Genomic DNA, 25,615 nt, shown 5'->3' on the forward strand with positions numbered 1-25,615 from the left:
GAATATATGCCGCTGGCGAACCTGATCACCCAATATGTCGTGCAGTACGGCTTCCGCATCATTGGAGCGGCGCTGGTCCTGGTGGTCGCGCTGTTTGCGGCCCGGTCCGTCGGACGGTTCAGCGAGCGCTGGTTGAGTCAGCAGGACCTTGAGCCCCCACTTCGCCTGCTGCTGGCTCGCGTCATCAAGGCCTTGGTGGTCATCGTGGGGCTGCTCATCGCCCTGGACCAACTCGGCCTGCAAATTGCGCCCCTCATTGCAGGACTCGGCGTCGCAGGGCTCGGCATTGGCCTCGCCCTGCAAGGGGTGCTGAGCAATGTCGTGGCAGGCCTCTCGATCATCTTCACCAAACCATACCGAGTCGGCGAACATGTCTCCCTTCTCGGTGTCCACGGCGACGTCGCCAAAATCGACCTCTTCACCACAACCCTCTCTCATCCGGACCATTCCCGCATTGTCATCCCCAATCGCAAGGTCGTCGGTGAAATCCTGCACAACTTCGGCACGATCCGGCAACTCGATCTGTCCGTCGGGGTGTCTTATGGTACTGATTTGGACAAGGTGCTGAACCTGCTGAAGGACGTGGTAAGTCGACACCCCCAAGTTTTGCAAGACCCTCCCCCCCCTCATCGGCATCGCGGGGTTTGCCGATTCCTCCATTACCCTCTCCATCAGGCCCTGGGTCCATGTGGCTGCCGCAGGGTCTGCCCATATCGAGCTTAATCGAGCCATCCTCGAACGGTTTCGAGCCGAGGAGGTAGAGATCCCCTTTCCGCAGCAGGAGATCCGCCTGCTCAATCCGTCGTAGGCTCTCACGGCGGCAGACCAATCTCCAGGCCTTCCCCCGCTTGTTGGCCTACTTCTATCGTGCTACCCTAGTCGCCTCTCAGGACTACGCGCGCATACAAGGAGATCGCCGATGAGCAGGCAGAGTGATCTTGAGCGCACTCGACGGGGCACTCACATCGCCGACGACAGTCCCGCCACCCCCGAAGTCGACGCCTCACTTGGCGACGACCACGCAGCCGGGAATAACCTCGCAAAAATTCGCGACATCCTGTTCGGCGCCCAGGTACGAGACCACGAGCGCCGGTTCACAAAGCTCGAAGCGCAGCTGCTGGCCGAAGCGGCGCAGTTGCGCACCGACCTGAAGGATCGGTTCGCATCCTTGGAACAGTACATTCGGAATGAAGTGGAGACCTTGATCGGACGCCTGAGCCGCGAGGAGCAGAGTCGAACGAGTGCGGTCGACCTCCTGGCAGGGGAGTTGCAGCGCCTCGCCGCCACTCTCCAGCAGACCGCCGACCGTCTCCATGCACAGGCCGAGCAGGGAGACCAAACCCTGCGGGACCAACTTGACCGTCGGAGCACCTCGCTTGCCGATGATCTCAGAGAGAAGCATGCGGAGCTGTCGGCTGCCCTCGATGCGGCCGTCCGGCAGCTCTCGACGCAAAAGACGGATCGCGCGGCCCTCGCGGCACTCTTCCAGGAGGTCTCGCAGCGGCTTTCCCATGAGCAGTCTCCCCAGGGTTCATAGGACGCTCTTTCTTCCCACCAGGAGACGGAGTCACGATGGCGGAGTCGTTACCTAACGAGACTGCGCCGACATCAGAGGATGACTACGCCGAACTGCGGCAGCTCCTGCTCGCCCCGGAACGTTCGCGCCTGGCACGGCTGCAGGCACAGGTCGCACACTTCGACCTGACCCCTGCAAACCTGAATCGTGTCCTCCCCGTAGCCATCACCCTCCGCGGCGACAAGGATCTCCGATTGACTCAGGCGCTGACTCCGCACGTCACGGAAGCCTTGAGCACCACGGTCCGTCAGCGCCCCCACATGATCGTCGATGCGATTGCGCCGGTCATGATGCCCGCCATCCGCCAAGCCATCAGCACGACCTTGCGCAGCATGATCCAATCGCTGAACCAGACGATTGAACACAGCCTATCCCTACGCAGCCTGCAATGGAGGCTGGAAGCGTTCAGGACCGGCAAACCCTTCGCCGAGATTGTGCTTCTGCATACGCTTCGCTATCGCGTCGAGCAGGTCTTTCTCATCCATGCGCACACCGGACTCCTCTTGGCCCATGCCGCAGGGGATGCGGTGGTGGTTCAAGATCAGACCCTGGTGTCAGGCATGTTGTCGGCCATTCGAAGTTTTGTACAGGACTCCTTCGGGGCAGCGCCGGACCAGGCCCTGAATACCTTGCATGTCGGGGACCTCACCGTCTGGATAGAGCAGGGTGATGTCGCCATTGTGGCCGCCGTCATTCGGGGGACTCCACCGGAGTCTTTACGCCATCACCTTCAAGACACGCTCGCCCGCATCCAGGCCGAACAGCCTGAGGCGCTGGAGGCATTTTCGGGAGATCGCGCGGCCTTCGCCGGCGTCACCCCGCTGCTGGAGGCATGCCTGCAGAGTCACTTTGAGTCGGGCGGACGAAGCATTTCCCCTATGATGTGGATCCTGCCGGTTGTGCTGCTGTGTGGCGTGGCTTGGTGGGGTGTCACCACCTATCAGGCCCAGCGACAATGGCAGGCTTCCCTGGACCGGCTCAAGGCTGAACCGGGCCTGGTCGTGACCGCGGCCTATCCCGACGGCGGCCGCTACCGTATCGAGGGGCTCCGCGATCCCTTGGCTCGCGACCCGATCCAAGTCCTGCAGGACCAAGGCCTCTCCTCCGACCGCATCAATTTCAAGTGGAGCGCGTACTATGCCCTTGAACCGGCGTTGACCCTCCGTCGGGCGCAACAGATCTTAGCCCTGCCGAATTCCGTGCGGTTGAGCCTGGAGGGCACACGCCTGGCCGCCTCCGGAACCGCGCCACCCGACTGGATTGCGCAGAGCCGCGTCACTGCACGTCTGATCCCCGGCGTCGACGCGTACGACGACAGTCGCCTCGCTCATCAAACCTTGGAAGATTGGGCTCGCCGGCTGTCGACGGAACGGCTCCTCTTTTTGCCCGGCGTATCCTCCCTTTCACCAGACCAAGAGCCGGCCATCCGACGTCTTTCAGAGCAGCTCGACCGCCTGAACGAATTGGCACAGCTAGCCGGTAAGCGCGTCACCGTGGAGATCATCGGACAGACCGATGTCGTCGGTCGCTTGACCAGAAATCGCACACTCAGTGCGCTCCGCGCGCAGACTGTGCTGAAAAGCCTCCGCCCTGAGGCCCTACCCATGATCACCTTCCACGCCACCGGCATCGGTCCGGGTTCGGAATCAGGCCAAGGCACGGCGGCTGAAGCCGAGCCGAATGACCGACGCGTCTCTTTTCATATCACCGTCCATCCGGCCTCCTAGGCAGTCCCGCGCATGATCGAAAAGAAAATCTGCATGTTGGGCGCGTTTGCCGTAGGGAAAACCAGCCTCGTGCGCCGGTTTGTGACGAGCCTCTTTTCGGAGCAGTATCACACGACCATCGGCGTGACGGTCACGAAGAAGACCCTGGCAGTCGATGATGAAACGATGACGTTCGTGTTGTGGGACCTCTATGGAGAGGACGAATTTCAAAAACTCCGGCGGTCCTATCTGCGCGGTTCCGCCGGATACGTGTTGGTGATGGATGGAACCAGGAACACCACCGTGGAGGTCGCGCGACGGCTTCACGACGCCGCCATCGAAACGCTTGGCCCGGTTCCATTCGTCGCGCTCGTCAACAAACAGGATCGGCAGATAGACTGGGAAGTCACGGCAGAGGACCTGACGAACCTCAGCGGTCGCGGGTGGCCCGTGATCACCACCAGCGCCAAGACGGGACAGGGAGTGGAAGAAGCCTTCTCAATGTTGGCGAAAGCCCTGCTTCCCGCACCATCGACTGAGGTTCCGGCGACGGAAGACACCCATGGACCGGCCTGACGCAGCCCCCCAACTCGACGACCTCTTTACCGACCTCGTGCGAGCATTCGAGATCGCCGTGTTCGAACACAGGTCCGGTGCGGACTTTCACCTGCTCGGGCATCCACCGGCTTGGCTGTCCCAACTCTTCCCTACAACCGCACAAGACGGCATCTTGTCTGTCGATGGCCGCGCGCCGGTATTGCAGAATTTCCTCGCCGATGCCGCCCAGGCTTGGCAAGATCCGACGGCTGGCCTGATCCGGTCAGGCTTCTGGGCCGAGGCATCCGAAACAGGCGATTCCTGGCAGGTGGAGGCCATGGCGGTTCGTTGCGCCAATCGCCGCATCCTGCTGCTGCAGCGGTGCGCCGCCACCTACGACCAGCAAGTGACGCTCTTACAAGCCGCCCGGGACCGGGTACTCCAACAGCACGAGGAGGCACGGCACCATCGCAAGTCCCAGCAGGCCCTTACCACGAAACTCGTCGACAGCGAACGCGCGCGCGACGACGTCATGACTATCCTGCAGCAGCTGAACCTCGCCACCCTGCTGATCGACGGGGCTGGCGAGATTCGATTTGTCAGTGCGGCCGCGACACGTCTCCTCCGGTTGCCTGCAGCGGCCTTCCCTCGCCCCGGGCGCTCTTGGCAGCGCCTCCTGCCCGTGACCAAAAGCGATCGACTCGCCTTACAAAACATGCTGCACCGGCACTCGGAGCAACGCGAGCGCCTCTGCTGCCACCTCGATACATCGACCGGCCAGCGCATCTGGCTGGAGTTCGAAATCCATGATGACCCCCGGGACGCGCAGAGTCGTATCATCTTCCTCCATGATGTGACCGATCTGCATCATCTCCGTCGGTTGCTCGATCAGAAGGCCCACTATTACGATCTGATCGGGAAGAGTCGCTGCATGACGCGGGTGTATGAACAGATTCACGACCTCGCCCAAGTTGATACCACCGTGTTGATCGACGGAGAGACCGGCACGGGCAAGGAACTCGTCGCACGCGCCCTGCACCAGGCCAGCCCCCGCCAGAAGGGCCCCTTCATCGCAGCCAACTGTGCCGGACTGACGGATTCGTTGCTGGGCAGTCAATTGTTCGGACACAAGCGAGGGGCCTTTACCGGGGCGATCACCGATCACCAGGGATTTTTCGAGGCGGCGCACGGCGGCGTCGTGTTCCTCGACGAGATCGGGGATATCCCGCCCAACGTCCAAACCAGCCTCCTTCGGGTCTTGCAGGAAAAGGAGATCACGCGGCTGGGTGATTCTCGACCGCGGCAGGTGAATGTGCGCATCGTCGCGGCCACCCATCACGATCTCGGCCGAGACGTCGCGAACGGTGCGTTTCGCGCCGACTTGCTGTATCGAATTCGCGTGGCACGTATTCACCTCCCTGCGCTCAGGGAACGGAAAGAAGATATCCCGTTGCTGGTGGCCTCATTTCTCTCCGAAGGACGCGCCAGCATGGGAAAGGCCGTGAGCGAACTCACTCCGACCGCTTTGGCGGCACTGATGGAATATCACTGGCCGGGCAATGTGCGTGAACTGAAGAGCGCGATCGACTATGCCATCATTCATTGCAAGGATGAGACGATCGACAGCGACGACCTTCCTCCCGAACTCTTGGACACGCCGTCGCCACTATCTTCACGGTTGATAAGCTTTACGCCGACCGGCGACGAGCGCAGCCGGCTCACAACCGCGCTCGAACGCGCACGCGGAAATAGGACCCAGGCGGCGCGGCTGCTGGGAATCAGCCGCGCGACCCTCTACCGCCGGCTGACCGACCTGGGCCTTCTCAACAACTGACCGGTGCCCCCTCCTCTGCCTTCACACCATACGTCTCAACATGAGACGGCGTGAGACACCAATTCTGTCTCACGGGATTGATCCGACTGGGCGGCAGCTTCGCTTCCTCCTCGCTAAAACAGCGCAAACCTCAACAACAGTCAGGCTCGCCACGCTGTCGCAGAATAAGGCATAGGTCTTGATATGCCTCACCGGCAATAGGGTGTTTCCCCTGCTGATGTTTGACGAACCGGCGGCGGCCCACCCCACCAGGACTACAAGGAGAGCGATCATGCACGCGATGCCACAACCGTCATGCCCAGGAGCAGCACCCATGACTGACGAATAGATTGGCCGACGAAGCCGGCCCGATGAACCCACTGCGCGGGAGCGAGAAGTCTTGCATTGCCTGTGGGAGGGCTTGACGAACCACGAAATTTCAGTGCGGCTTAAGATCGCACAAAAAACCGTGGAGGCGCATCGTGCTAATCTGATGCGGAAGTTCCGTGCGGGGAACATTGCGCAGTTGCTGCGAGCCTCTCTGCGGGAAGGCATTCTTCAGGTGGAGTTCCCCCGGAAGGGGTCGCGGCCCTTCTCACCGCCACCCTCCTCGACAACGCGAACGGACGCACAGGAACGGGAAAACCAACCGCCAAGCCTCTGCCCCGACAACACTCCGAGACAGCCTTCATGACGAAAGGAGTCGCGGTGTGCGAATGGACCGGTCACGTAGGTACACGCCCGGTACGTTCTTCGCCTGATGAGTTGATCTCGTACGCACAATCATTTATACATCGTGCAATTTTTTACTCGACTACCGTACATGCACACGCTCGGAAATCATCCAGGAGGACTGCATGACGCGCCGACTCGCCTGTTTCTTCTCCGTTCTGTTCATCGCACTCGTCACGGCTTCACTCGTCGCGGCCGAACCGGCGACCACGCCGGATGCGTCGACGGGGCCGGCGGCCCTGGACAGCGTCACGCTCAAAGACGGCACCGTCATTTACGGGCAGGTACTCGGCATGATCGCGGACGAATTGCACATTAAGACGAACTTCGGCCCAACCGCCGGCTCCGACATCGTCAAGGTCATGTGGCCCAACGTGGCCAAACTGTCCGTCAATCGTCCCATCCCGTTCAGCCTGAAAGAGGGCACAACGGTCGTGGGAACGGCTCAGCCCGGCGAAGCCGGACAGATGATCTTAAGCGCGGCGCCGACCGGCGCACCGATGACGATTCCGCTCGATACCGTCGTAGGGTTGAACCAACCCGCCGTCGTATACACAGGTGCGCTCCAGGCCGGATTCTCCCAAACCACGGGTAATAGCCATTTGCGGAACGCGAGTCTCCTGGGCGAACTCTCCGCTCGAAGCGAGTCTCTGCGGCTCACGATTTTGGGACGGTATGTGTACGGCGACGACCGCAACAACATCATCGTCCGCAACAGCCGCGGCACCATCAAACTCGATTTCTTCCTCACGAAACGGCTGTATTGGTTCGCCTCCGCGTACTTCGAACAGGACACGTTTCAAGACCTGAAACTGCGGACCTCGCTGGCGACCGGCCCCGGCTATCAACTCCTCGACCGGGGTGATCTCAGAGGGATCTTCAAGGACATGACCCTCTGGGCGGAAGCCGGCGCCGCTTATTTCAACGAAGACTTCAAGACCGCCGACGACAAGGCCAGCACCCGTGGACGATGGGCCGTCAAATGGAATTGGCCCCTGTGGGGCGGCGACCAAGTCAACCTCTACCACTTTCAGGAAGGGTTCCAATCGTTGTCGAATGCGAGCGACCTCTACATGACCATGGACACCGGGCTACGATTCAAAGTGTGGGGAGGCTTGGTCAGCGGATTTCAATGGACCATGCGCTACAATAAGAACCCGCCGCGCGGCGTGTCCGATACGGACAATCTGTACCTGATCACCCTGGGCTACAGCTTCGACACGAGTCGGAAGCAGTAACACGAGAGCCGAGTACCGCACTTAATCGTTCGAGCTGGGAGGTGACGCGATGAGCATGCTGAGTGAATTCAAGGAATTTGCCGTGAAGGGCAATGTGCTCGACATGGCCGTCGGAGTCATTATCGGAGGGGCATTCGGAAAAATCGTGTCGTCCATGGTCAGCGACATTCTGATGCCGCCCATCGGGCTGCTGTTGGGGAAGGTGGACTTTTCCAGTCTCTTTATCCCCCTCACGGAAGAAGGCCAGGGTAAATCACTCGCCGCCGCCAAGGCCGCCGGCGCCGCGACCATCAATTACGGCGTATTTCTCCAGACCGTCCTCGATTTCACGATTCTCGCCTTCGTCATTTTTATGGTAATAAAGCAGATGAATCGCTTCAAAAAGGAAACTCCTCCCGGACCACCACCGGCACCGCCCAAGGAGGAAGTCTTGCTCACGGAAATCCGAGACCTCTTGAAAAAGGAGCGTCGCTGACCCGTAGGCGCCTCACCGCTCACACCGTCCGGAGGCCATCGCCGACTTATTTGGACTTGAAGGAGGATTGCATGAAACAGGTTCACATGGTTCCCCTGGCGCTTAGCGCGCTGTTGGTGACGGCTTGCACCACGGCCCCCGCGCCGAACGACACCGCGAGTCGAGCGCTCAACGAAATGAAGGCGGTGGCACGTCCGATCCCGCCGAAACCGGATCCCCGCGACCTGCGCATAGCCGAACTCGAGCGGCAGAAGGCAGAGTTGGAAGCGGAACTGGCGCGGGTTCGCGCCTCACTTGCAGGCGACGTCGATCAGGCCAACAGCCGGGCTCGCGACCTCGAATCGCAGCTGAGGCAACGAGAGGCCGAGCTGGCCTCTCTTCGCAGCGCCTCCGGCGAGCGGGACCGACTGGCTGGCCAGCTATCCGACACCGAGCGCCAATTGACGGCCAAGGACCAGGAAATTTCCTCTCTCCGAGCCGGTGTTGGGGAAAAGGATCGACTGGCCGCGGAATTGGCTACCCTGCAGGGGCAACTCTCGGCCAAGGACCAGGAATTGACCGCCCTCAAAGGTACAACCGGCGACAAGGACCGTCTCGCAACCGAACTGGCTGCATTGCAAGGACAACTCTCAGCCAGAGACCAGGAACTGGCCGCCCTCAAGGGCACAGCCGGCGACCGGGACCGTCTCTCCGCAGAATTGGCGCAGGCGAAACAACACGTAGCCGAGCTTGAACGGCAACTGGGTGCAAAAGATCACGAAATCACCGCCCTCAAGGGGGTTGTCAATGAGCGTGAACGGCTCATCGCAGAGTTGGCTTCGGCCAAACAGCGCACCGCCGATCTTGAAAACGAACTCGCACGCCGTGACCAGGAAATGGCCGGCTTGAAAGGCGCACTCGACCAACAGAAGACGAGCCTCGCTCAAGCGAAGGAAGACCTTTCCAAATTGCTGCAGGCCGAAGTGGCAAAAGGACAAGTCACCATGAAGCAGCTGGGGGACCAGCTCACCCTGGGATTGGCCACCACGCTGCTCTTCGATTCCGGCGAAGCCGCGCTCAAGCCGGGCGGCGCGGACGTGCTGCATCGCATCGGCGGCGTGCTGAAGCAGTACCCCGACCGGTCGATTCAAGTGTCCGGCCACACCGACAACGTGCCGATCAAGGGACGGCTGGCCCAAAAGTTTCCTACGAACCTGGAACTCTCGCAGGCGCGCGCCGAAAGTGCACGGCAAGCGCTGACCGACGGCGGGATGGCCGCCGAGAAGATCGAGACAATGGGACACGCCGACAGTCGGCCGATCGCCAGCAACTCCACTGCGGAGGGCAGGCAGAAGAACCGACGCGTTGAGATTGTCGTCAAACACTGACCGACCGGCGCCAAGGCCACCTTGCATCCACCCCGAGAACGCGTTAGAGTGCCGATGTGTTCTCGGGGCATGCACCATTTCACCGAAAGCCCGCAGGCTCGCGTCGTTCAGAGCGACCGGTCAACATCCGTCAGCGTGGCCCTCACCATCTCTCCCTGTTGACCATGGCGGCTCCTACCAGGCTACGGTCCTGTTCATCCAACCAACCCCCGGCTTTCAGGGAGGGACACCATGAGACGCGTTGCATGGACGATGGCCTTGCTCTGCAGCGTCATCACGGGATGTGAGACTACCGCCTCAGTCGCACCCGCCCCACCGCTTGCTGCTGCGCCGCCTGCCGATGCGAAATGGCTTACCCTTCAGCAGGAGCGGGAACAGCTCCTGACCACGTTGGGAGAATTTCACGACCGCATTCGCGACCTTGAGGCCAAACTGGCGGACCGCGACAACCAGCCGGCTGCGGCATCCTACGACCAGCTGCTGAGCGCCAAGGAAGCCGAACTCGCGGAGCTGCGCCGACTGGGCCCGGAACGGGAGAAATTGGCCGGCCAGTTGGCTTCCGCCACCAGTGAATTAGCGCAAGCCCACCAACGCATCGTAACGCTGGAGCAGCAACTTGCCGCCCGTGACAAAGACCTCGTAGCGCTGCAGACGCATGCCTCGGTCGTCGCCAACCTCGATCAAGCCCGCCACCGGATCCTCGAATTGGAAGGCCAGCTTACCCGACAGGATCATGACCTTCGTGCACTTCGGACCGGTACCGCGGAACGCGACAGTCTTGCGGCCCAGTTACAGACAGCCACCACCACAGTCGATTCGTTGAAGGCGCAGGTCTCCGCCCTCGACCACCAACTGAAGGAGCGGGAGCAGGCGTATGGAACGCTGCGCTCCCGGCTCATCGAGCGGGACAAACTGGTCCCGCAATTAAACGCGATGATTGCGGAAGTCTATCAATCTCGCCACCGCATTGCGGCCCTTGAGCACCAACTGAACGAGAGAAACCCGGGACAGTCTTCCAGACCACGAACCATTCAACCGCCGGCTGAAGCGCCTCGGGGTCAAGCTCCGCGAGAAGCCAAAGCGACCGCCCCCTCGACACAGGACCCCGCGACTGGATTCCCGCGCCGCTCGATTGATGTGGCCAGCCTGAAGGCTGAGCTCTTGAAGGTCATCCCGAGCGAGATGGTCCGGAGCGCACTGACCTTCGCACAGAACGGGGAACAGATCCTCATTTCCTTAGCTGCGAATCGACTCTTTATGAACAACGATGCCGCACTGACTCGTGAAGGGATTACTCTGCTTCAACGAATCGGGGGCGTGGTGGGGCAACTTGCCGGCCGGGTGATCTACGTGGCGGGGCACACCGATAATCAATCAATCGGCAAAGATCTTCAAAAGACCTTCCCCGACAATAAGGCATTTTCATGGGCCCGCGCCGAGAATGCCCGCCGCGTACTCGTCAATGCGGGGGTACCGGCGAATCGGACTAAAGCAGTGGGGTTGGCCGACACCCGCCCGATCGCCTCAAATACTACAGAACAGGGGCGTCAAAAAAATCGCCGGCTGGAATTGGTCATCGCCCCTGGACCGTCCATCGCTTCAGCGCCAGACGCCACGCCCTCTCCGGACTCTCACCTCGCTGCCCTTGACCCATCAAGACCCAAACCGGCCCGCTGACTCTATTCCCTGGGGCCCGCGCCCTCATCAGCCTCGTCGCATAGCCCTGGATCAGAAGCGGTAGGGCGAGGCAGCGGCCGTTGACGCGAACCTGTCTGCCGAAATAGTCGCGAGGATCTTGTAATGACCGAGTCCCAGCTCTTTTCCGTACGCTTCGCCCACGAGCACATCCTGCACATGCTGATGATCGGAAGCCCGAAAATAGGAACGCCCTTCTTTCAAACCGTCGAACTCGTGCCCCTCCAAGGCCTTGATGAGCGCCTGAGCCTCGGTACTGCCCGCTCGCTGAATGGCTTCGAGAATCTGCGTCATAGCCGCATATCCCAGGTAACAGCGGGATGTCGGCGTATGTTGGTACTTGTCAATCACGCCCTGGATGAACCGTCTTGAGCTTTCCGTGTTTACCTTGGGGTCCCAGATCAGGCCCCAGATCCCGGCGTTGTTGGCATACCCCAGCGGTCGCCCGATCTGTTCGCCGGAAACCATCCCCCCAACGCCGACTTTCTCTTCGGCCAACTCCAATCTCGCGTAGGCCTTCAACGCGTGAACAAGATCCCAGCCATAGAGATTCAATACCACCAGTGTCGGCTGCTTCGATTTGGCTCTCTCCAACGCATTCGTAAAGTCGGTCGCGCCGAACGGCACCAGCGTCTCACCCACAAATTCCACGCCCTGAGCCTGGCCGGCAGTCACCATCGCTTGGGCCATCGCTTTTCCGTCGAGAGAGGCGGTCGTCACCATGAACCAGCGGGTGCCATAAACCTTGACCAGATAGGGGGCGACTGCGTGCGCCATCATAGTTGCGTTCGGCATAAAGACAAACGTGTGCGAATCACAAGCGGCGCCGGTCAGTTCAGGTAGATGAGCCCCGGTCACCATAAACAGCTTGTCGTGCTTCTTGGCAAACTCTGACACGACCAGCGCACAGTCGGCGTTAAATGTGCCCATCAAGACATCGACACCGTCTTCCTGCACAAACTTTGTAGCGGCTTTGAGCGCTGTCTCGGGGTTGGATGCATCGTCTGCCTCTAGGATCACCACCTGGCGACCTAGCACCCCGCCTTGGCTATTGAACAAATCCACAGCAACGTTGGCGCCATGTACATCATGGATGGAAGACGTTTTGTAGGGGCTCGACAGGGGATCCAGAATCCCGATCTTGATCGGCCCCGCCGCGTAGGCGAGTCGACGACTCGGCGTGAGGGCAAGAATCTGATTCACGGCCTCTCCGGCCACTAATGCCCCGCCGGCCATCGCCGACAACTGCAAAAACTGTCTTCGCGAGATCCGCGTCATAGTTACCTCCTGATTGCCCTGTCCACTTCGCAGACACCTGGCACCTTTTGACAGCTGGTCTACAAACACTTACTCACTACGTGGCGTCTGGACGAGACTATCTTGGCGGAACACCGGTGAGCGCAACCGAGAAATGAAACGAGGCCAAGCCAGGACTGGAGGATCAGGGGGCGTTAACTGTACTGATCCTCCGTATAGACCTGCTTAATGGACCAAAACACCGCCTCCTTGAGACGTTTAATCTGCGGGTCCGGCGGGTCCTTCCGAATCTTCTGCAACTTCCTATCTAGAGCAAACAGCGGCTCCACCGAACGACGGTCCGGCACCCGCCCCAGCGCCCAAGCAATTTCCGTCTGAACCGTGATGTCGATACCCGGGGCATCGAGCATCTCCAGCAAGGGAGGAACCACGCTTGAATCACTGTGAATATTGCCGAGATCGCCTAGTCCCTTTGCAGCGGCCGCCTGCAACTCCGGCTGTTTCGAATTCTTCAGTATGTCGATGAGCAGGGGGATCCCATCGGTTCCCATGTTGCCCAATGCCACCGCGGCCTGCTTCGCAAGATCTTTGTCTTTCAACGCTTGCTTCAGGCGCGGTAGGGCTTCGTCGGCCACCATCTCGCCCAAGAGGGAGATGATCTGCAATTTTCGAAGCTGGTTGGTCTCGGGAGAGTCGAGGATCTTCAATAACCGATCCGGCTGCCCCCACTCAGCGGTAAGAAACAGAGGAAACTCGTGAGTCGCAAGCACCTCACGAAGCGCAGCCATAGCATAGGGGCCCGGAGCGCCGGCGTGAGCCACGAGGGCAGCCTGAGCGGCGTCCTCAAATCCCGTGCGAACCTCCTTCTGCCATTTAATCTTCATACCTCCCAACGCATAAGTCAGTTGACAGGCCGGCCCCTTCCACAGCCGGTTGGGAGCATCCGGCAAATCGTTATCACCGCCGGCCGATGCAGTGCCCTCCCACGTCTTATGCTGTTCGCACTTCACCTTCACAGACACATCATGGGGCTGAGCCGCATCAGTAACAACGGTATAACCCAACTCATTCATCCGCCGGAGCACCGTGTCTCTGATATCATCCGCACTTGTGGCACCATCATCCGTCAGCGCAATCGCCTCCAGCAACACCGTCTGAATCCGTGCCAACTGCGCTTTTTGATCCTGGGTGAAATAGTCCCGATAGGCCCAGGCGGGAGAGGTCAGAGCAAGCAACACAACCAGAACACCAGTTGAGACGGCGACCCCCTTCCTACTCATGGAATGATCCTCCTTGCTCTCAATGGAACACTCCGGGTGAGCACCTCAGCGAGAACAGTTGTCGTTGCCATTATACGCCTCCGCAAAAGACTCAAACCAGAGGAAGTCGGCAAGCACACTTCCAGAACTCGCCCCGCCTGCGTATGGGTTGACAGGTATGCTCTTCGGACGGTACAAAATGTCATTATTCAAGGGGCTTTCCGCACGCAGACGCATATTGTGCGCATCATCCATGGGTGAAGATGGTGCCCAGCGTCGGGCGAGAGTGGCGGAACTGGCAGACGCGCGAGACTTAGGATCTCGTGGGTAACCGTGGGGGTTCAAGTCCCCCCTCTCGCACCATTTCTAGAGGGCCCTTCATGACAGCAAGACTTTTCCCCACGCGGAGGATGCGAAGAGACCAATGAAAATGGAAATGACTGAGCTCGGCCCAATGAAGCGAGCCCTGAAGATCGAAGTGCCCGCCGAGGAAGTGAATTTGCGCTTTGTGCAGGCCTACACTGAATTGAACCGGCAAGTCCGCATCCCAGGCTTCCGCCCCGGGAAAGCCCCGCGCCACTTGTTGGAGCAGCGTTATGCAAAGACGGTTGAAGAAGATGTGATTCGGAGCCTGGTGCCCGACTATTACGATCGTGCTGTCCGCCAGGCCGGCATTGTCCCAGTTGTCGTGGAGATTCCCCCGCTGGAACGAGTGAAGGTCAAACGCGATACACCTTTCAGCTTCACGGCTACGGTGGAGATCAAACCGACCATCGAGCTGCGAGACTATAAAACCCCCAACCCCATTTCACTCAAGCAGGATCAGCGGACGGTGACGGACGAGCAAGTTCAGAAGGCGCTCGAGGTCTTGCGTGAACAGATGGCGCAGCTCCATCCAGCTCCTCAAGGAACAGCCTTGGCAGAGGGAGACTATGCGGTCATTGACATGGAGGGATCGCTGGATGGAACACCTCTGACCGGAGCTCGAAAAGAGGGGCACCTCTACAAGATGGGATCTCACGCCCCAATCCTCGGAGTGGATATTGAAGCGCATCTTGCGGGAAAGACGGAAGGCGAGACTATTGAAATCCCACAGTCCTATCCTGCGACACACCCTGACAGCCGCGTTGCAGGCAAAACCGTCACGTTCAGGTGCATAGTGAAATCGGTAAAACAAAAGCGGCTGCCGGTCTTGGACGATGAGTTTGCGAAGGATTGCGGCCCCTATCAATCCCTCCAGGAAATTCGAGAGAAGCTTCGCACCGAGATGGAACGTGCGCTCAAGAAAGACATCGAGGATTCCTACAAGGAGGCAATCATCAAGCGGCTGGCGGAAACTCACCACTTCGAATTGCCAGGAACACTGGTTGAACGAGAACTGTCAGCGATGATTCGGCAACAGCTGCAGTCTCGTCAGCGCAGGGCTGACGATAGTTCCGAGCCACCGACTGCGATACCACGAGCCGAAGAGGCCTCCAAACTTCAAGAGGAATTGCGTCCTGAAGCAGAGCGGCGCGTGAGAGTGGGGCTGATCCTCGAAGCCATTGCAGCAAAGGAAGGCCTGGCAGTGACCAACGAGGACCTTGCGCAGGAAGTCAACAGGCTTGCCGCAGAAGTCAAACTCTCCGTTGACGAAATCACTCGAATGATTCAGGCTGGTGGGCAAGACACCCTCAATGACTTGCGATCCAAGATTCTCGCGGACAAGGCGTTGGATTTTGTCTACCGCCACGCTGTGATCCAGGGCTAATCAGGCTGGTGGGTGTGTGGATGTCACCCAGCCATGTCGTGGTGAACGAACCGAATGGTTGGCAGAATGTGTCATCTTGTAAGACCTCTAATGGAAAGGATTGGGCTGAATGCTAGTTCCCATTGTTGTCGAACAAACCAACCGCGGTGAACGCGCTTATGACATCTACTCACGCTTGCTCAAGGACCGCATCATTTTCCTCGGAGCTCCGATCGATGACGTATTCGCAAATCTAATCATCGCCCAACTGTTGTTTCTGGAGGCGGAGGACCCCGAGAAAGATATTAATTTGTACATCAATTCCCCTGGAGGCAGCGTGACGGCGGGCCTCGGGATCTACGACACGATGCAATATGTTAAGCCCCCCATTACCACGATTTGTTTGGGGCAAGCCGCCAGCATGGGTGCGTTTCTGTTAGCGGCAGGAACGAAAGGCAAACGGTATGCGCTACCGAACGCACGGGTGATGATTCATCAACCGATGGGCGGATTTCAGGGCCAGGCGACCGAGATCGACATTCACGCCAGGGAAATCCTCAAAATCCGTGAGCGCCTGAATGAGATCATGGCCAAACATACCGGCCAACCTCTGGATAAAATCGCCCAAGATACGGAGCGAGACTACTTCATGTCCGGTGAGGAGGCAAAACGCTACGGACTGATCGATGAAGTTATCACTCGCCCATTAAAAGGACTCAAGCCCGTGGGGTCAGCAGAGCCTGGCAAGGACGGCGGCAAGAGCTAGTTGACCTTGGTTTACAGGAGGCAGCATGGCCAAGCAAGAAAAGATTGATCGGCACCTACGTTGTTCCTTCTGCGGGAAGAGCCGCGACGAAGTCCGCAAGCTCATTGCCGGTCCAACAGTGTACATTTGTGACGAATGTGTGAACCTCTGCAATGACATCATTGCCGAAGATTGGGAAGAGGCCAAGGAAGAGATCTCCTCCAAACTCAAAAAGCCTGCCGAAATCAAGCACCATCTCGATCAGTATGTCGTGGGCCAGGATCGCGCCAAACGAATCCTCTCCGTTGCCGTGCACAATCACTATAAACGCATCTCCGCGAAGGAGAAGGACGTCGATGACGTCGAACTCCAAAAGGGCAACATCCTCATGATCGGGCCAACCGGGACTGGCAAGACCCTACTAGCCCAGACACTGGCCAAGTTCTTGGATGTACCCTTCACCCTCGCGGATGCCACAACACTCACTGAAGCCGGATATGTGGGAGAAGACGTCGAAAACATCATCCTCAAACTCCTCCAGGCAGCCGATTACGATGTGGAGCGAGCCGAGCGAGGAATCGTGTACATCGACGAAATCGACAAGATCAGTAGAAAGAGCGACAGTCCCTCGATCACCAGAGATGTTTCCGGAGAAGGCGTCCAACAAGCACTCCTGAAACTCGTTGAGGGGACCGTTGCCAACGTTCCTCCGCAGGGAGGACGTAAGCACCCACATCAGGAATTCATTCAAGTCAATACGTCAAACATTCTGTTCATCTGCGGCGGGGCATTCGTAGGCCTTGAACACATCATCGAACAACGGCTCAACAGGAAATCCATGGGATTCGGAGCAGAGGTTCGTGGTCGCAACGATGTGCGCCTGGGAGAATTGCTGCCCCACGTTCAGCCCGAGGACTTGCTGAAGTATGGCCTCATTCCGGAATTCGTCGGACGACTCCCGGTCGTGGCGACGCTGGACGAACTCGACGAAAAGGCATTGGTCCGCATTCTCACCGAACCCAGGAATGCCCTCACGAAGCAATACGAAAAATTGCTGTCTTTTGAAAAAGTGAAATTGAGGTTCACGGAGGGCGCGCTGGGAGCCATTGCACGCAAGGCCTTTACCCAAAAGACCGGTGCGCGCGGCTTACGAGCTATTCTCGAGGAAGCTATGCTGGACGTGATGTATGATGCGCCTTCGCAAAAGCAAATCAAGGAAGTCGTCATCACGGAAGACGCCATCACCGGGAAACATGATCCGATTCGGATTTTTGAGCAGGACAAGGAAGTAAAAAGCGCTTAACTCTCCTCACGCTCTGCAGTTCAACCGTGAATCATCATGAGGGGGGCAGTCGCCCCCCTCACTCGTTTACCCGCTCGCATGCACTGCTCCTCACGGAACCGCTCTTACAAACTTACCTTTTTATCGACAGGACCATTTCGTACGGTATACTTGCACAAAGATGTGATATCGCCGGGGCGGATGTCTCAAAAAGGACAGCACCAGTGAAATTTCCGGTCGTGACCAGCACCAAACATAAGGGTAAAACGCTCGAAGTGGACACGACTCAGGAAGTCATCACTCTAGTCGACCTCAACGGCGAACCGATTGGGAGCGTGGGGTGGGATGCGTTGGTCGATCAAATTCTCATCCACCGAAAACCGCAAACGACACGAGAAGCTCGGGTTGAGCCCCGCATTTCTCTGTCCATCCGCGTCAGGTACAACACCCCGGAAGGAACTCAATTCGAGAGTCGTGCCGGTGGAATCGGTGGAGGAGGACTCTTCATTGAAAGCTTCGCCCCACTAGCGGTGGGCACCAAATTGACGATGGAATTCAGGTTGCCTGAAACGCAGGGCGAATGGCTCAGGGCTAAAGGAGTCGTCGCTTGGATTTGTCCGAGAGCCGATCAGTATACCTTTAGTCCGGGAATGGGCATCCGCTTCACGGACATCGCGCCGGAGACGAGAAACCTGGTACTAAGTCTGGTGCGCTCCGTGAAAGGCATCTCGCAGGACAACGTCGGCTGATACCCAGAACCGATTACCCGAATGAAATTTCCTGTGACAGCCACCCTTGAGCATCAAGGGAAAAGCCTGGATATCGATTGTGCCCAGGAGACGGTCTCGCTATTCGATCGCAAGGGGCATCGTCTAGGGGTAGTGGGTTGGGGTAGCCTTATCGACCATATCCTTTCGACCGATCAGGACACTCACTTCGCTCACTGCAGATCTCACCCACGCGCGTCGCTTGCAATCAAAGTGCATTGCATCACGGAAAACGGCAAACATTTCGACACCCTCACCAGCGGCATCGGGGGAGGTGGCATGTTCATTGAAAGCAGTGCCCCCCTGCCGCCAGGGACGAATCTGAAAGTCGAGTTCTCTCTGCCGGATAAACCCAACGAAAAGCTGGAAGCTGAGGCAACGGTGGCTTGGACGCGAACGAGACCCGAGCGCTACCTCCTATTTCCAGGAATGGGTATTCAATTTACCGGCATCAATCAGGACGCGCGAGAACGACTGATCGACTTGGTCACTTCGTTGAACCGGAACCGTGCGAGTGCCTGATCTGATCCGCTGCCCATCGTGCCCAATCCCGCACGGTTACATTCGAGTCAGATTCCGCTACCGCCGCCACATCGCCCACAACGCGTCCATCGCCTAGTTTCCCAAGCCTAAAAGCCGCCTCGGCACGTACCCCAGGAGCACTGTCCTTCTTCACGAGCGCTAACAACAGCTGTATAACCCGCTCATCCCCAGTCTCACCAAGGGCGGCAGCAACTCCTTGGCGAACGGCGGGTTCCGGACTGCGAAGACCCGCCACCAGATCCGGAGAAAAAGAAACCGTCTCCAGTCCTAACAACGCACGAGCGGCGGCTTCTCGACCAGATGGTGTCCCTTCCCGTAATACCGCAAGGATTTGGGCTTCACGAGTTGAAGAGGCCTCAATTTCACCGAGAGCCAGAGCAGCATTGGCCCGAACGGTCTCGGCAGGATCGGATAAGGCACGAGCGAGTGCGGTCCCGCTCCTGCTCTCACCGAGACGACCCAGCGCAAGAGAAGCTGCAGCTCGTACCCGAGCGTCACCATCGTTGAGCGCACCCAGCAGGCTGGAGCCTGCCTCCCGGTATCCGATCTTTCCCAGAGCCTCAGCCGCCGTTCGACGGACCTCCGGGTCAGGATCGGTCAGCAACCCATCCAACTGAGCCGATATCACATGCGGAGAGGCGGGAGGCGCATCGATGTAACAGCCTGCCGTGGCTGCCCCGATGAGCAAAGAGATCAAGACACCAAGACCAGGTCGCGTCGGCATACCCTTACAACCTAGGAGCGACAGGAAGGAGTCCGCTGCTTGCTATGCAGACTTGGCTGAAGGATCGTCCTCCGGCACAGGCAACTGGCGAGCCGCCTCAATCGACTGCTCCAGTTCCTTCTGTGCCGAATCCATTTCGGTCCGAATCGTGCGTATTTCCGGTTCAACCGAACCCCTGACGTCAGCAACTGCCCGTCTGAATGTTCGCACTGCATCCCCAAGCCCTTCCCCAAGACTCTGAAGGTCCTGAGGAGACATGCCGGACTGTTGAGACTGTGCGGCCTTCGCACGCATTGCAGCCTGCGCAGCCTGCACACGAGCTACAGCATCCTTATTGACAATTGCCGACGGCCGCTTCGCCGCAGGCTTACTTTGAGCCGTCGAGGGAAGCGGGGGGTACTGCGCACGCATGACGGGCGACGGCGAAGCCATACGGTCTTCCATCGTCGGAGGCTGATGCCCAGACGAGGAGGGAGTTGCGGCCGACGCTTGAGCGGTTTGATTCGGCGCCACGCGGGGCTTTACCGGCTGGGCAGCTTGCGGCCCTTGGGGTCCGGCGGAAGCCATCAAGGCTGCCGTGGTACCGGGGGTGAGTTCCGGCCCCGGTGTGTAGGGAGCCGTGGCTTGGGACGCAGCAGGGACGGATGGGGCAACCGCCGGTCGACTTACCTGCGCGACATCCGTCGCCGGCTGCACCGGAACCTGCGCCGGATCAGCCTGTTCCACTGTGGGAGGCGGGATGTCGTTGACCTCCTTCTTAAAACCTCTCAAGGCCTTCCCGACCCCTTCACCGATCTGTGGAAGCTTGCCCGCGCCGAAGATGATCAAGACGATCACCAGAATAATGATGAGCTCGGAAAACCCCATAGTCCCAAACATGTGCGCGTTCCTTCCCCTGAAGAAAAGAGGATGAATAGTGCCGGAAAAACTCCCATCAATTCAGAAGCTTCACGATAGCCCCCTGACGCAGAGAGTGTCAAGAAAGCATGGGTCGCGACTTAGGGAGTGGGAATGGCGATAGAAACGAGTTCCGTCTGCACTGGTTGTCCATACACGACGGCATCTTGCTGAGCGAGAGGAAGATAGACGTCCAGTTCACTACGAATACCGAACTCCTCGGGAAGATAAATGCCTGGCTCGATCGAGAAACAACTTCCCGGCAAGAGCCGACGGGCATCTTGCGTCTCTAGGTTGTCGATGTTGGCCCCATTCCCGTGGACTTCCTCTCCGATGGAATGGCCGGTTCGATGGACAAAAAACTCTCCATATCCGGCAGTGTTGATCACCTGCCTGCAGACATCATCCACTTCCCACCCATAGGGATTGCTCCCTGCCTGCACACGTCGTCGGACGAAGGCCACAGCCTCATCGCGAGCCTGACGTACGACCTGAAACACCTCTTGGTAGCGCGCCGGCACGGAACGCCCAATGAACCCGGTCCACGTAATATCGGCATAGACGGCTCGCGGGATCGGCTGTTTAGCCCACAGATCAATCAGCAGCAAATCGCCAGATCGAATAGGAGCAGATCCTTCAGCAGGAGGGCTATAGTGGGGATTCGCGCTATGACCATTGACGGCGGCAATGGGCGCACTGGACGTCACCAACCCGCGCGCGTCCATGCGTGACAGAATGTATTGCTGTACGCCGTATTCGGAAAGAACGTGACCGGCCGCCAATGAAGCCCCAACCCAGGAGAAGGTCTCATCCACAATCGCTCGCAATCCCTCCGCCGCCACCTTGTGGGATACCAACTGCGCCTCATCCCAGACTGCCTCGAACTGTTGAACCAAGTCGGCAGACGTCACGACTTCAACGCCGAAGCTGCGCACGAGGTCAATTGTCCCGGCATCCACGCGTGAAACATAGGGAATGACATTCATCGGAGAATATTGCATGGCAATGCGTCTGGCCTGGCGAAGGCAGGACGCCAAGGCCGCCTGCTGCTCTTGCCAGGAGACATAAAGGTATCCAGCCCCGGGCAATCCCTGCAACACATGGGGTTCGATCTTGTGTTGAAGTTTCACGGGTGCGCCCTCAGCCGGAATCCAATAATACCAACGGCGCGTCACATGCAGAGACGGGTCTCGCAACAACACGCGGTAGGCAATCGGGTCGAGGTGGCGAAAGTCGTAAAACAGCCAGCCGTCAAGCCCTGGCTGCTTCCGAATGGCTTGCTGAATACGGGCCACCCGCGAATCGAGATCCGATTGTGCGTGCATGGAATGCATCTTAGCGTCATTCGCCGACGGTTACCACTGGCAAGCCCTCTTGCCTTCCCACAGCACGATGATACAATGCAGGCCGATTCCATATGACCAACGCTCCACCATTCGATCCCACACAATACCGTGTGACGTTTTTCTTCGGGCCGGAACCGGTTGACGACTCGCCGGACGCTCTCCGTTGCGTCTTCAACGTCAAGAAACGCAGTTGGAAGGGGGGCTTTCAAGTGGCCGTCGACATGCGCCAAACCCACCTGGCGCGTATCCGTGGATGGATCGCTTTTCAATCGTGGCTCAACCGACTCCTGCAGATTGTCAGCCCCGATGAACGAGAGGATATCAGACAACGCGCCGATGATCTGTTCGTGCAGGCCGTCTGTACCTGTAAATTAACCCTGGCGCTGCAGGACGGACTGGAACAGGCCAACCAGACGATCTCCAGCGAGGCCTTCCAGCAAGAACTGGACGTGACCCTCCAGACACAACCGGAACAGATCCTTGATCCCATCCGACTCGAACTGGATCTGGAAAACGCTTCGCCTCCGAACACATAAGGGGCTCCAGGCAATGCGGGAAGGGGTTTGAAATCGGGGGGGAATTTGTTATAACGACCCACAGAGGTACAGACGCACTCCGAACTCATCGGTCACCATTTTTTCACGAACATCCGATTTTTTGCACGAAGGAGGCATCAACGTGAACGTCTCTGTCAACATGTCTCATCCAAGACGCCGCAGCCTCTGGTCACATGCCTGCATCCTGTCCCTCATCATGCTGTGCTCGGTAAGCCTGCTCCTGACTCCGGTGTTGGCGCAGGAATCCAACGTCCCCGTTTCGACATCCGATTCCACTGCCTCCGGCGTCGGCATGCAAGTAGGCTCCTTCCTCGCCTCCCTGATCTACTCTCCACTCAAGCTGGCCTTTGCCATCGGCGGCGGCGTCGTGGGCGGGTTGGCCTACGGATTTTCCGGCGGCAGCACGCAGACGGCGAAGAACATCTGGATCCCCAGCATGTACGGCACCTATATCATCACCCCCGATCACTTGAGAGGCGACAAGCCCATCCGATTCCTTGGTGTCCCTTCCGAGTCCGACCGGGAGACCACCGAATCCTCTTCTCAGGAGCCGGCACCCCTCCCATTGGAGCCGATCCGGTAATATGAAACCGGTCATCGGAGTCACACCTGACTTCAATGCCGGGGATCGCAAAGAATGGGGCGGGAAAGAACCGACCTACTTTCTCCGTGCGCGGTATATTCGCGCCATTGAAGAGCTCGGTGGCATCCCGGTCATCCTCCCCCTCGTGGCGAGCCGCCCGGCACGCCACCGCCTGCTGGAGGGGCTTGATGGCCTGCTGTTGACGGGGAGCGGCCCGGATTTGGACCCAACTTTATACGGCGAGCGGCAACGCTACAAATTCGCAACCGTCGCGAACCGCCGCGCGCACTTTGAACTGGATCTGGTGCACTCAGCGCTACAGACCGACATCCCGACCCTGGCCATCTGCGGGGGCATGCAAACCATGAATGTGGCCTGCGGAGGAACTCTCTATCAGGATATTCCCTCCCAGGTGGAGGGAGCCTTACCCCACCGCCAAACCACGCCGGCTGTGCGCCTCTCCCACAGCATCTCCATCGTGCCAGGTAGCCTACTGGACCGGATTGTTCGGCAACCGCGCATGCGGGTTAACAGTTCTCACCACCAATCGGTGAAAACCGTCGGACAGACATTGATGGCCAGCGCCACCGCCCCAGACGGCATTGTGGAAGCCATCGAACAACCTGCACATCGGTTTTTCTTGGGGCTGCAATGGCACCCCGAATTCCTGTTTGAGCGGCACCTCCTGCACCGGCGGCTGTTTCAAGCCTTTCTTCGGTCGGCGGCCCGCCGCCCCTAGCTCCATGGAACGCCTGCTACACTTGAACCGACATGCGGCTGCGCCCCTCATCCGGACATATCCATCGATCTGAGCCTGAGGCCTGAGAAAAAGGACCCTTCCGTGGCCAACCCCCTCCTGCGCACTAAATCCATTGAACGAATCCTCGCCGACTCCGATGCTCCGGAGCATCGTTTGAAACGGACATTGACCGCGTGGGACCTGACAGGTCTGGGCATCGGAGCGATCATCGGCACAGGTATCTTCGTGCTGATCGGGACCGCCATCGTCGGCGACGCACATCGTCCCGGCGCCGGGCCGGGGATCGTCCTATCCTTCATCCTGTCCGGCATCACCTGCGCCTTGGCCGCGCTCTGTTATGCGGAGTTCGCTGCCATGATTCCGGTCGCCGGCAGTGCCTACACCTACTCCTATGCCACGCTGGGAGAGTTCTTGGCGTGGCTCACGGGGTGGAATCTCATTCTGGAATACGGCGTGGCTTGTGTGGCGGTCGCCATCGGATGGTCTGGCTACTTCAATAACATCCTCAAGTTGTGCGGCATCGAGCTTCCCTATTGGGCCACCCACGCGCCGGGTTCGGACGGAGGCCTTGTCAATCTCCCAGCTGCGATCATCGTCATGCTGGTCACGGGAATCCTCATTGTAGGCGTGAAGGAAAGCGCCCGAGCGACCTGTACCATCGTTCTCGTCAAGCTGGCGGTCATCGTCTTCTTCATCACCGTCGGTATGTCCTCCGTGGACACGGCCAACTGGTCGCCCTTCATGCCGTTCGGATTCGCAGGCGTCGGTGCGGCAGCCGCGATCGTGTTCTTCGCCTATATCGGATTTGATGCCGTCTCGACCACTGCCGAAGAGGCCAAGAACCCGCAGCGAGACCTGCCGATCGGCATTTTCGCCTCCCTGGGCATCTGTACCCTGTTATACATTTCCGTCGCCGCCGTCCTCACCGGCTTAGTGCCCTATGCGAAGATCGATATTCACGCTCCGGTCGCCGAAGGACTACGGGTGGCAGGATTCCAGTGGGGCGCCGCCGTTGTCGCCACCGGGGCGGTCGCCGGTATCACCAGTGTGCTCGTCGTGATGATGATCGGTCAGATTCGGGTGTTTTTTGCGATGTCACGGGACGGTCTGCTCGGCCCCTGGCTGTCCGGCGTCCACCCAACCTTTCGAACCCCGCATCATGCCACGTACCTGACGGGCGTCGCCGTCGCCATCATGGCTGCACTGATACCGATCGGGGAGGCCGCCGATATGACTAACATCGGCACCCTCTTCGCGTTCGTCCTCGTCTGCATCGGAATCGTGGTGCTACGGTACACCAAACCCAACCACCCGCGTCCCTTCCGCATGCCTTTGATGCCGGTCGTGCCGATCCTGGGCGTACTCGCTTGCCTGGGGCTGATGTATTTCCTCCCCTGGATGACCTGGATTCGGTTCTTCGTGTGGACCGCCATCGGCGTGGCGGTTTATCTCGTGTATGGGATGCGCCACAGCAAACTCGCGGCACTCCCTACCATGAAAGAGAAGAGCATTTCCAAGCAGGCGGAAACGGTCCAGTAAGCAGAAGAGTGAGGGACCCGATGAGGTTAGGAGGATGACTCGGCCGGTGTGACGGGGTCCGCCTTCGCTGCAACCGCAGCCGGTGATGCGGTAGGAGCAGCAGCAGGCGAAGCCGCAGGGGACGAGGCCACCGGTGCGGCGGCTGGTTTCGGCGGCGCAGCGGGCTTGGGGGGTGCCGGCTTTTCCGGCTTGATGCCGCGTTCCCAGGAAGGCCCTGAATACATGTCAGCGGCCAACCCCTTCCCCTTCCACTTTTCTTCGAAATCCGCCGCCGCCTTATTCGGCGTCTCACCGGCCCCCACAACTTCATTCCACGGATACACGCGTGGACCGATCTGACAACCGGTTTCCGTGCGCCGCAAATAGAGGGCAATCGGGTTTCCCCGATAGGGCCCGAGATAGATGTGCACCGACCCGACATATTCGAGCAAAGCGGCCACTCGACCTCCAAAAGGAACTGCATGATGCCATAAGAGGTCGGAAGAGGG

At 59.0% G+C, this 25,615-nt stretch carries 23 protein-coding genes, 1 tRNA gene and 2 pseudogenes; 20 read left to right on the forward strand and 6 right to left on the reverse strand.

Translation table 11 applies throughout. The annotated features are described in order from the left end of the window. Positions 1–6: 6 nt before the first annotated feature. From HRU82_10040 to HRU82_10085, 10 genes and pseudogenes are all read left to right on the forward strand, one after another. Positions 7–808: pseudogene (locus tag HRU82_10040) on the forward strand (mechanosensitive ion channel). 111 nt (positions 809–919) lie between these two features. Continuing rightward, positions 920–1,537: a hypothetical protein gene (locus HRU82_10045; protein ID QOJ35267.1), complete on the forward strand. Its 618-nt coding sequence runs from the start codon at positions 920–922 to the stop codon at positions 1,535–1,537. Between the two features lie 35 nt (positions 1,538–1,572). Then, positions 1,573–3,303, forward strand: coding sequence for an OmpA family protein (locus HRU82_10050; GenBank protein QOJ35268.1), 1,731 nt, complete (start codon positions 1,573–1,575; stop codon positions 3,301–3,303). Positions 3,304–3,315: 12 nt separating this feature from the next. Continuing rightward, positions 3,316–3,858: a GTP-binding protein gene (locus HRU82_10055; protein ID QOJ35269.1), complete on the forward strand. Its 543-nt coding sequence runs from the start codon at positions 3,316–3,318 to the stop codon at positions 3,856–3,858. Beyond that, positions 3,845–5,653 carry a sigma 54-interacting transcriptional regulator gene (locus HRU82_10060; GenBank protein ID QOJ35270.1) on the forward strand — a complete coding sequence of 603 codons (1,809 nt, stop codon included), beginning with the start codon at positions 3,845–3,847 and terminating at the stop codon, positions 5,651–5,653. Before HRU82_10055 ends, HRU82_10060 begins: the two co-directional genes overlap by 14 nt. Before the next feature lie 379 nt (positions 5,654–6,032). Beyond that, positions 6,033–6,326, forward strand: a complete 294-nt coding sequence (locus HRU82_10065) for a hypothetical protein (protein QOJ35271.1) — start codon at positions 6,033–6,035, stop codon at positions 6,324–6,326. A 163-nt stretch (positions 6,327–6,489) separates the two neighbouring features. After that, positions 6,490–7,602: a DUF481 domain-containing protein gene (locus HRU82_10070; protein QOJ35272.1), complete on the forward strand. Its 1,113-nt coding sequence runs from the start codon at positions 6,490–6,492 to the stop codon at positions 7,600–7,602. Between the two features lie 55 nt (positions 7,603–7,657). Further along, positions 7,658–8,077 carry a large conductance mechanosensitive channel protein MscL gene (gene mscL, locus HRU82_10075; protein QOJ37169.1) on the forward strand — a complete coding sequence of 140 codons (420 nt, stop codon included), beginning with the start codon at positions 7,658–7,660 and terminating at the stop codon, positions 8,075–8,077. 71 nt (positions 8,078–8,148) lie between these two features. After that, positions 8,149–9,444, forward strand: coding sequence for an OmpA family protein (locus HRU82_10080; protein QOJ35273.1), 1,296 nt, complete (start codon positions 8,149–8,151; stop codon positions 9,442–9,444). A gap of 231 nt (positions 9,445–9,675) precedes the next feature. Then, positions 9,676–11,121 carry an OmpA family protein gene (locus HRU82_10085; protein ID QOJ35274.1) on the forward strand — a complete coding sequence of 482 codons (1,446 nt, stop codon included), beginning with the start codon at positions 9,676–9,678 and terminating at the stop codon, positions 11,119–11,121. A gap of 51 nt (positions 11,122–11,172) precedes the next feature. Here the strand turns inward: HRU82_10085 and HRU82_10090 are convergent, their stop codons facing one another. Both HRU82_10090 and HRU82_10095 read right to left on the reverse strand, forming a co-directional pair. Beyond that, positions 11,173–12,417: an ABC transporter substrate-binding protein gene (locus HRU82_10090; protein QOJ37170.1), complete on the reverse strand. Its 1,245-nt coding sequence runs from the start codon at positions 12,415–12,417 to the stop codon at positions 11,173–11,175. 173 nt (positions 12,418–12,590) lie between these two features. Beyond that, a complete protein-coding gene (locus HRU82_10095) occupies positions 12,591–13,676 on the reverse strand; it encodes a HEAT repeat domain-containing protein (protein ID QOJ35275.1) in 1,086 nt (361 codons plus the stop codon). A 259-nt stretch (positions 13,677–13,935) separates the two neighbouring features. On the opposite strand from HRU82_10095, the gene HRU82_10100 reads away from it, so the two are divergent. The 6 genes from HRU82_10100 (at position 13,936) to HRU82_10125 (ending at position 18,700) form a co-directional block, all read left to right on the forward strand. After that, positions 13,936–14,018, forward strand: a tRNA-Leu gene (locus HRU82_10100). A gap of 91 nt (positions 14,019–14,109) precedes the next feature. After that, positions 14,110–15,405, forward strand: a complete 1,296-nt coding sequence (gene tig, locus HRU82_10105) for a trigger factor (GenBank protein QOJ35276.1) — start codon at positions 14,110–14,112, stop codon at positions 15,403–15,405. Between the two features lie 109 nt (positions 15,406–15,514). Next, entirely contained in the window at positions 15,515–16,150 is a 636-nt protein-coding gene (clpP, locus tag HRU82_10110; protein ID QOJ35277.1) for an ATP-dependent Clp endopeptidase proteolytic subunit ClpP, read from the forward strand. Positions 16,151–16,175: 25 nt separating this feature from the next. Further along, complete coding sequence (gene clpX / locus HRU82_10115; protein QOJ35278.1) at positions 16,176–17,432, forward strand: ATP-dependent Clp protease ATP-binding subunit ClpX; 1,257 nt, start codon at positions 16,176–16,178, stop codon at positions 17,430–17,432. Positions 17,433–17,635: 203 nt separating this feature from the next. Continuing rightward, the gene (locus tag HRU82_10120; protein ID QOJ35279.1) at positions 17,636–18,160 is read left to right on the forward strand and encodes a PilZ domain-containing protein; all 525 of its coding nucleotides are present in this window, start codon (positions 17,636–17,638) and stop codon (positions 18,158–18,160) included. Positions 18,161–18,193: 33 nt separating this feature from the next. After that, positions 18,194–18,700 (forward strand): PilZ domain-containing protein, encoded by a 507-nt coding sequence (locus HRU82_10125; protein ID QOJ35280.1) that lies wholly within the window; start codon positions 18,194–18,196, stop codon positions 18,698–18,700. On the opposite strand, the gene HRU82_10130 is transcribed toward HRU82_10125, so the two are convergent. From HRU82_10130 to HRU82_10140, 3 genes are all read right to left on the reverse strand, one after another. Further along, complete coding sequence (locus HRU82_10130; protein QOJ35281.1) at positions 18,666–19,445, reverse strand: HEAT repeat domain-containing protein; 780 nt, start codon at positions 19,443–19,445, stop codon at positions 18,666–18,668. The two genes, HRU82_10125 and HRU82_10130, sit on opposite strands and share 35 nt — an antisense overlap. 42 nt (positions 19,446–19,487) lie before the next feature. Continuing rightward, the gene (gene tatA / locus HRU82_10135; GenBank protein QOJ35282.1) at positions 19,488–20,324 is read right to left on the reverse strand and encodes a twin-arginine translocase TatA/TatE family subunit; all 837 of its coding nucleotides are present in this window, start codon (positions 20,322–20,324) and stop codon (positions 19,488–19,490) included. A 119-nt stretch (positions 20,325–20,443) separates the two neighbouring features. After that, positions 20,444–21,667: a M24 family metallopeptidase gene (locus tag HRU82_10140; protein QOJ35283.1), complete on the reverse strand. Its 1,224-nt coding sequence runs from the start codon at positions 21,665–21,667 to the stop codon at positions 20,444–20,446. A gap of 92 nt (positions 21,668–21,759) precedes the next feature. Here HRU82_10140 and HRU82_10145 point away from each other — a divergent pair, with 92 nt between their 5' ends. From HRU82_10145 to HRU82_10160, 4 genes are all read left to right on the forward strand, one after another. Further along, positions 21,760–22,224, forward strand: a complete 465-nt coding sequence (locus tag HRU82_10145) for a hypothetical protein (protein QOJ35284.1) — start codon at positions 21,760–21,762, stop codon at positions 22,222–22,224. Between the two features lie 142 nt (positions 22,225–22,366). Further along, entirely contained in the window at positions 22,367–22,828 is a 462-nt protein-coding gene (locus HRU82_10150) for a hypothetical protein (protein ID QOJ35285.1), read from the forward strand. 1 nt (position 22,829) lies between these two features. Further along, on the forward strand, positions 22,830–23,567 hold the full coding sequence (locus HRU82_10155; GenBank protein ID QOJ35286.1) for a gamma-glutamyl-gamma-aminobutyrate hydrolase family protein: 738 nt from the start codon (positions 22,830–22,832) through the stop codon (positions 23,565–23,567). Positions 23,568–23,669: 102 nt separating this feature from the next. After that, on the forward strand, positions 23,670–25,127 hold the full coding sequence (locus HRU82_10160; GenBank protein QOJ35287.1) for an amino acid permease: 1,458 nt from the start codon (positions 23,670–23,672) through the stop codon (positions 25,125–25,127). Positions 25,128–25,186: 59 nt separating this feature from the next. Here HRU82_10160 and HRU82_10165 read toward each other — a convergent pair. Continuing rightward, positions 25,187–25,318 (reverse strand): annotated as a pseudogene (locus HRU82_10165) (DNA-binding protein). Positions 25,319–25,615: the final 297 nt, after the last annotated feature.

Origin of the sequence: Nitrospira sp. (genome assembly GCA_015709715.1) — a bacterium.
Lineage (GTDB): Bacteria > Nitrospirota > Nitrospiria > Nitrospirales > Nitrospiraceae > Nitrospira_A.

Coding starts and splice junctions, on each gene's coding strand:
- HRU82_10095 (QOJ35275.1), bottom strand. CDS start 13,676: ATGAGTAGGAAGGGGGTCGCCGTCTCAACTGGTGTTCTGGTTGTGTTG.
- HRU82_10055 (QOJ35269.1), top strand. CDS start 3,316: ATGATCGAAAAGAAAATCTGCATGTTGGGCGCGTTTGCCGTAGGGAAA.
- HRU82_10045 (QOJ35267.1), top strand. CDS start 920: ATGAGCAGGCAGAGTGATCTTGAGCGCACTCGACGGGGCACTCACATC.
- mscL (QOJ37169.1), top strand. CDS start 7,658: ATGCTGAGTGAATTCAAGGAATTTGCCGTGAAGGGCAATGTGCTCGAC.
- clpP (QOJ35277.1), top strand. CDS start 15,515: ATGCTAGTTCCCATTGTTGTCGAACAAACCAACCGCGGTGAACGCGCT.
- tatA (QOJ35282.1), bottom strand. CDS start 20,324: ATGTTTGGGACTATGGGGTTTTCCGAGCTCATCATTATTCTGGTGATC.
- clpX (QOJ35278.1), top strand. CDS start 16,176: ATGGCCAAGCAAGAAAAGATTGATCGGCACCTACGTTGTTCCTTCTGC.
- HRU82_10070 (QOJ35272.1), top strand. CDS start 6,490: ATGACGCGCCGACTCGCCTGTTTCTTCTCCGTTCTGTTCATCGCACTC.
- HRU82_10080 (QOJ35273.1), top strand. CDS start 8,149: ATGAAACAGGTTCACATGGTTCCCCTGGCGCTTAGCGCGCTGTTGGTG.
- HRU82_10050 (QOJ35268.1), top strand. CDS start 1,573: ATGGCGGAGTCGTTACCTAACGAGACTGCGCCGACATCAGAGGATGAC.
- HRU82_10130 (QOJ35281.1), bottom strand. CDS start 19,445: ATGCCGACGCGACCTGGTCTTGGTGTCTTGATCTCTTTGCTCATCGGG.
- HRU82_10060 (QOJ35270.1), top strand. CDS start 3,845: ATGGACCGGCCTGACGCAGCCCCCCAACTCGACGACCTCTTTACCGAC.
- HRU82_10140 (QOJ35283.1), bottom strand. CDS start 21,667: ATGCACGCACAATCGGATCTCGATTCGCGGGTGGCCCGTATTCAGCAA.
- HRU82_10090 (QOJ37170.1), bottom strand. CDS start 12,417: ATGACGCGGATCTCGCGAAGACAGTTTTTGCAGTTGTCGGCGATGGCC.
- HRU82_10145 (QOJ35284.1), top strand. CDS start 21,760: ATGACCAACGCTCCACCATTCGATCCCACACAATACCGTGTGACGTTT.
- HRU82_10085 (QOJ35274.1), top strand. CDS start 9,676: ATGAGACGCGTTGCATGGACGATGGCCTTGCTCTGCAGCGTCATCACG.
- tig (QOJ35276.1), top strand. CDS start 14,110: ATGAAGCGAGCCCTGAAGATCGAAGTGCCCGCCGAGGAAGTGAATTTG.
- HRU82_10155 (QOJ35286.1), top strand. CDS start 22,830: ATGAAACCGGTCATCGGAGTCACACCTGACTTCAATGCCGGGGATCGC.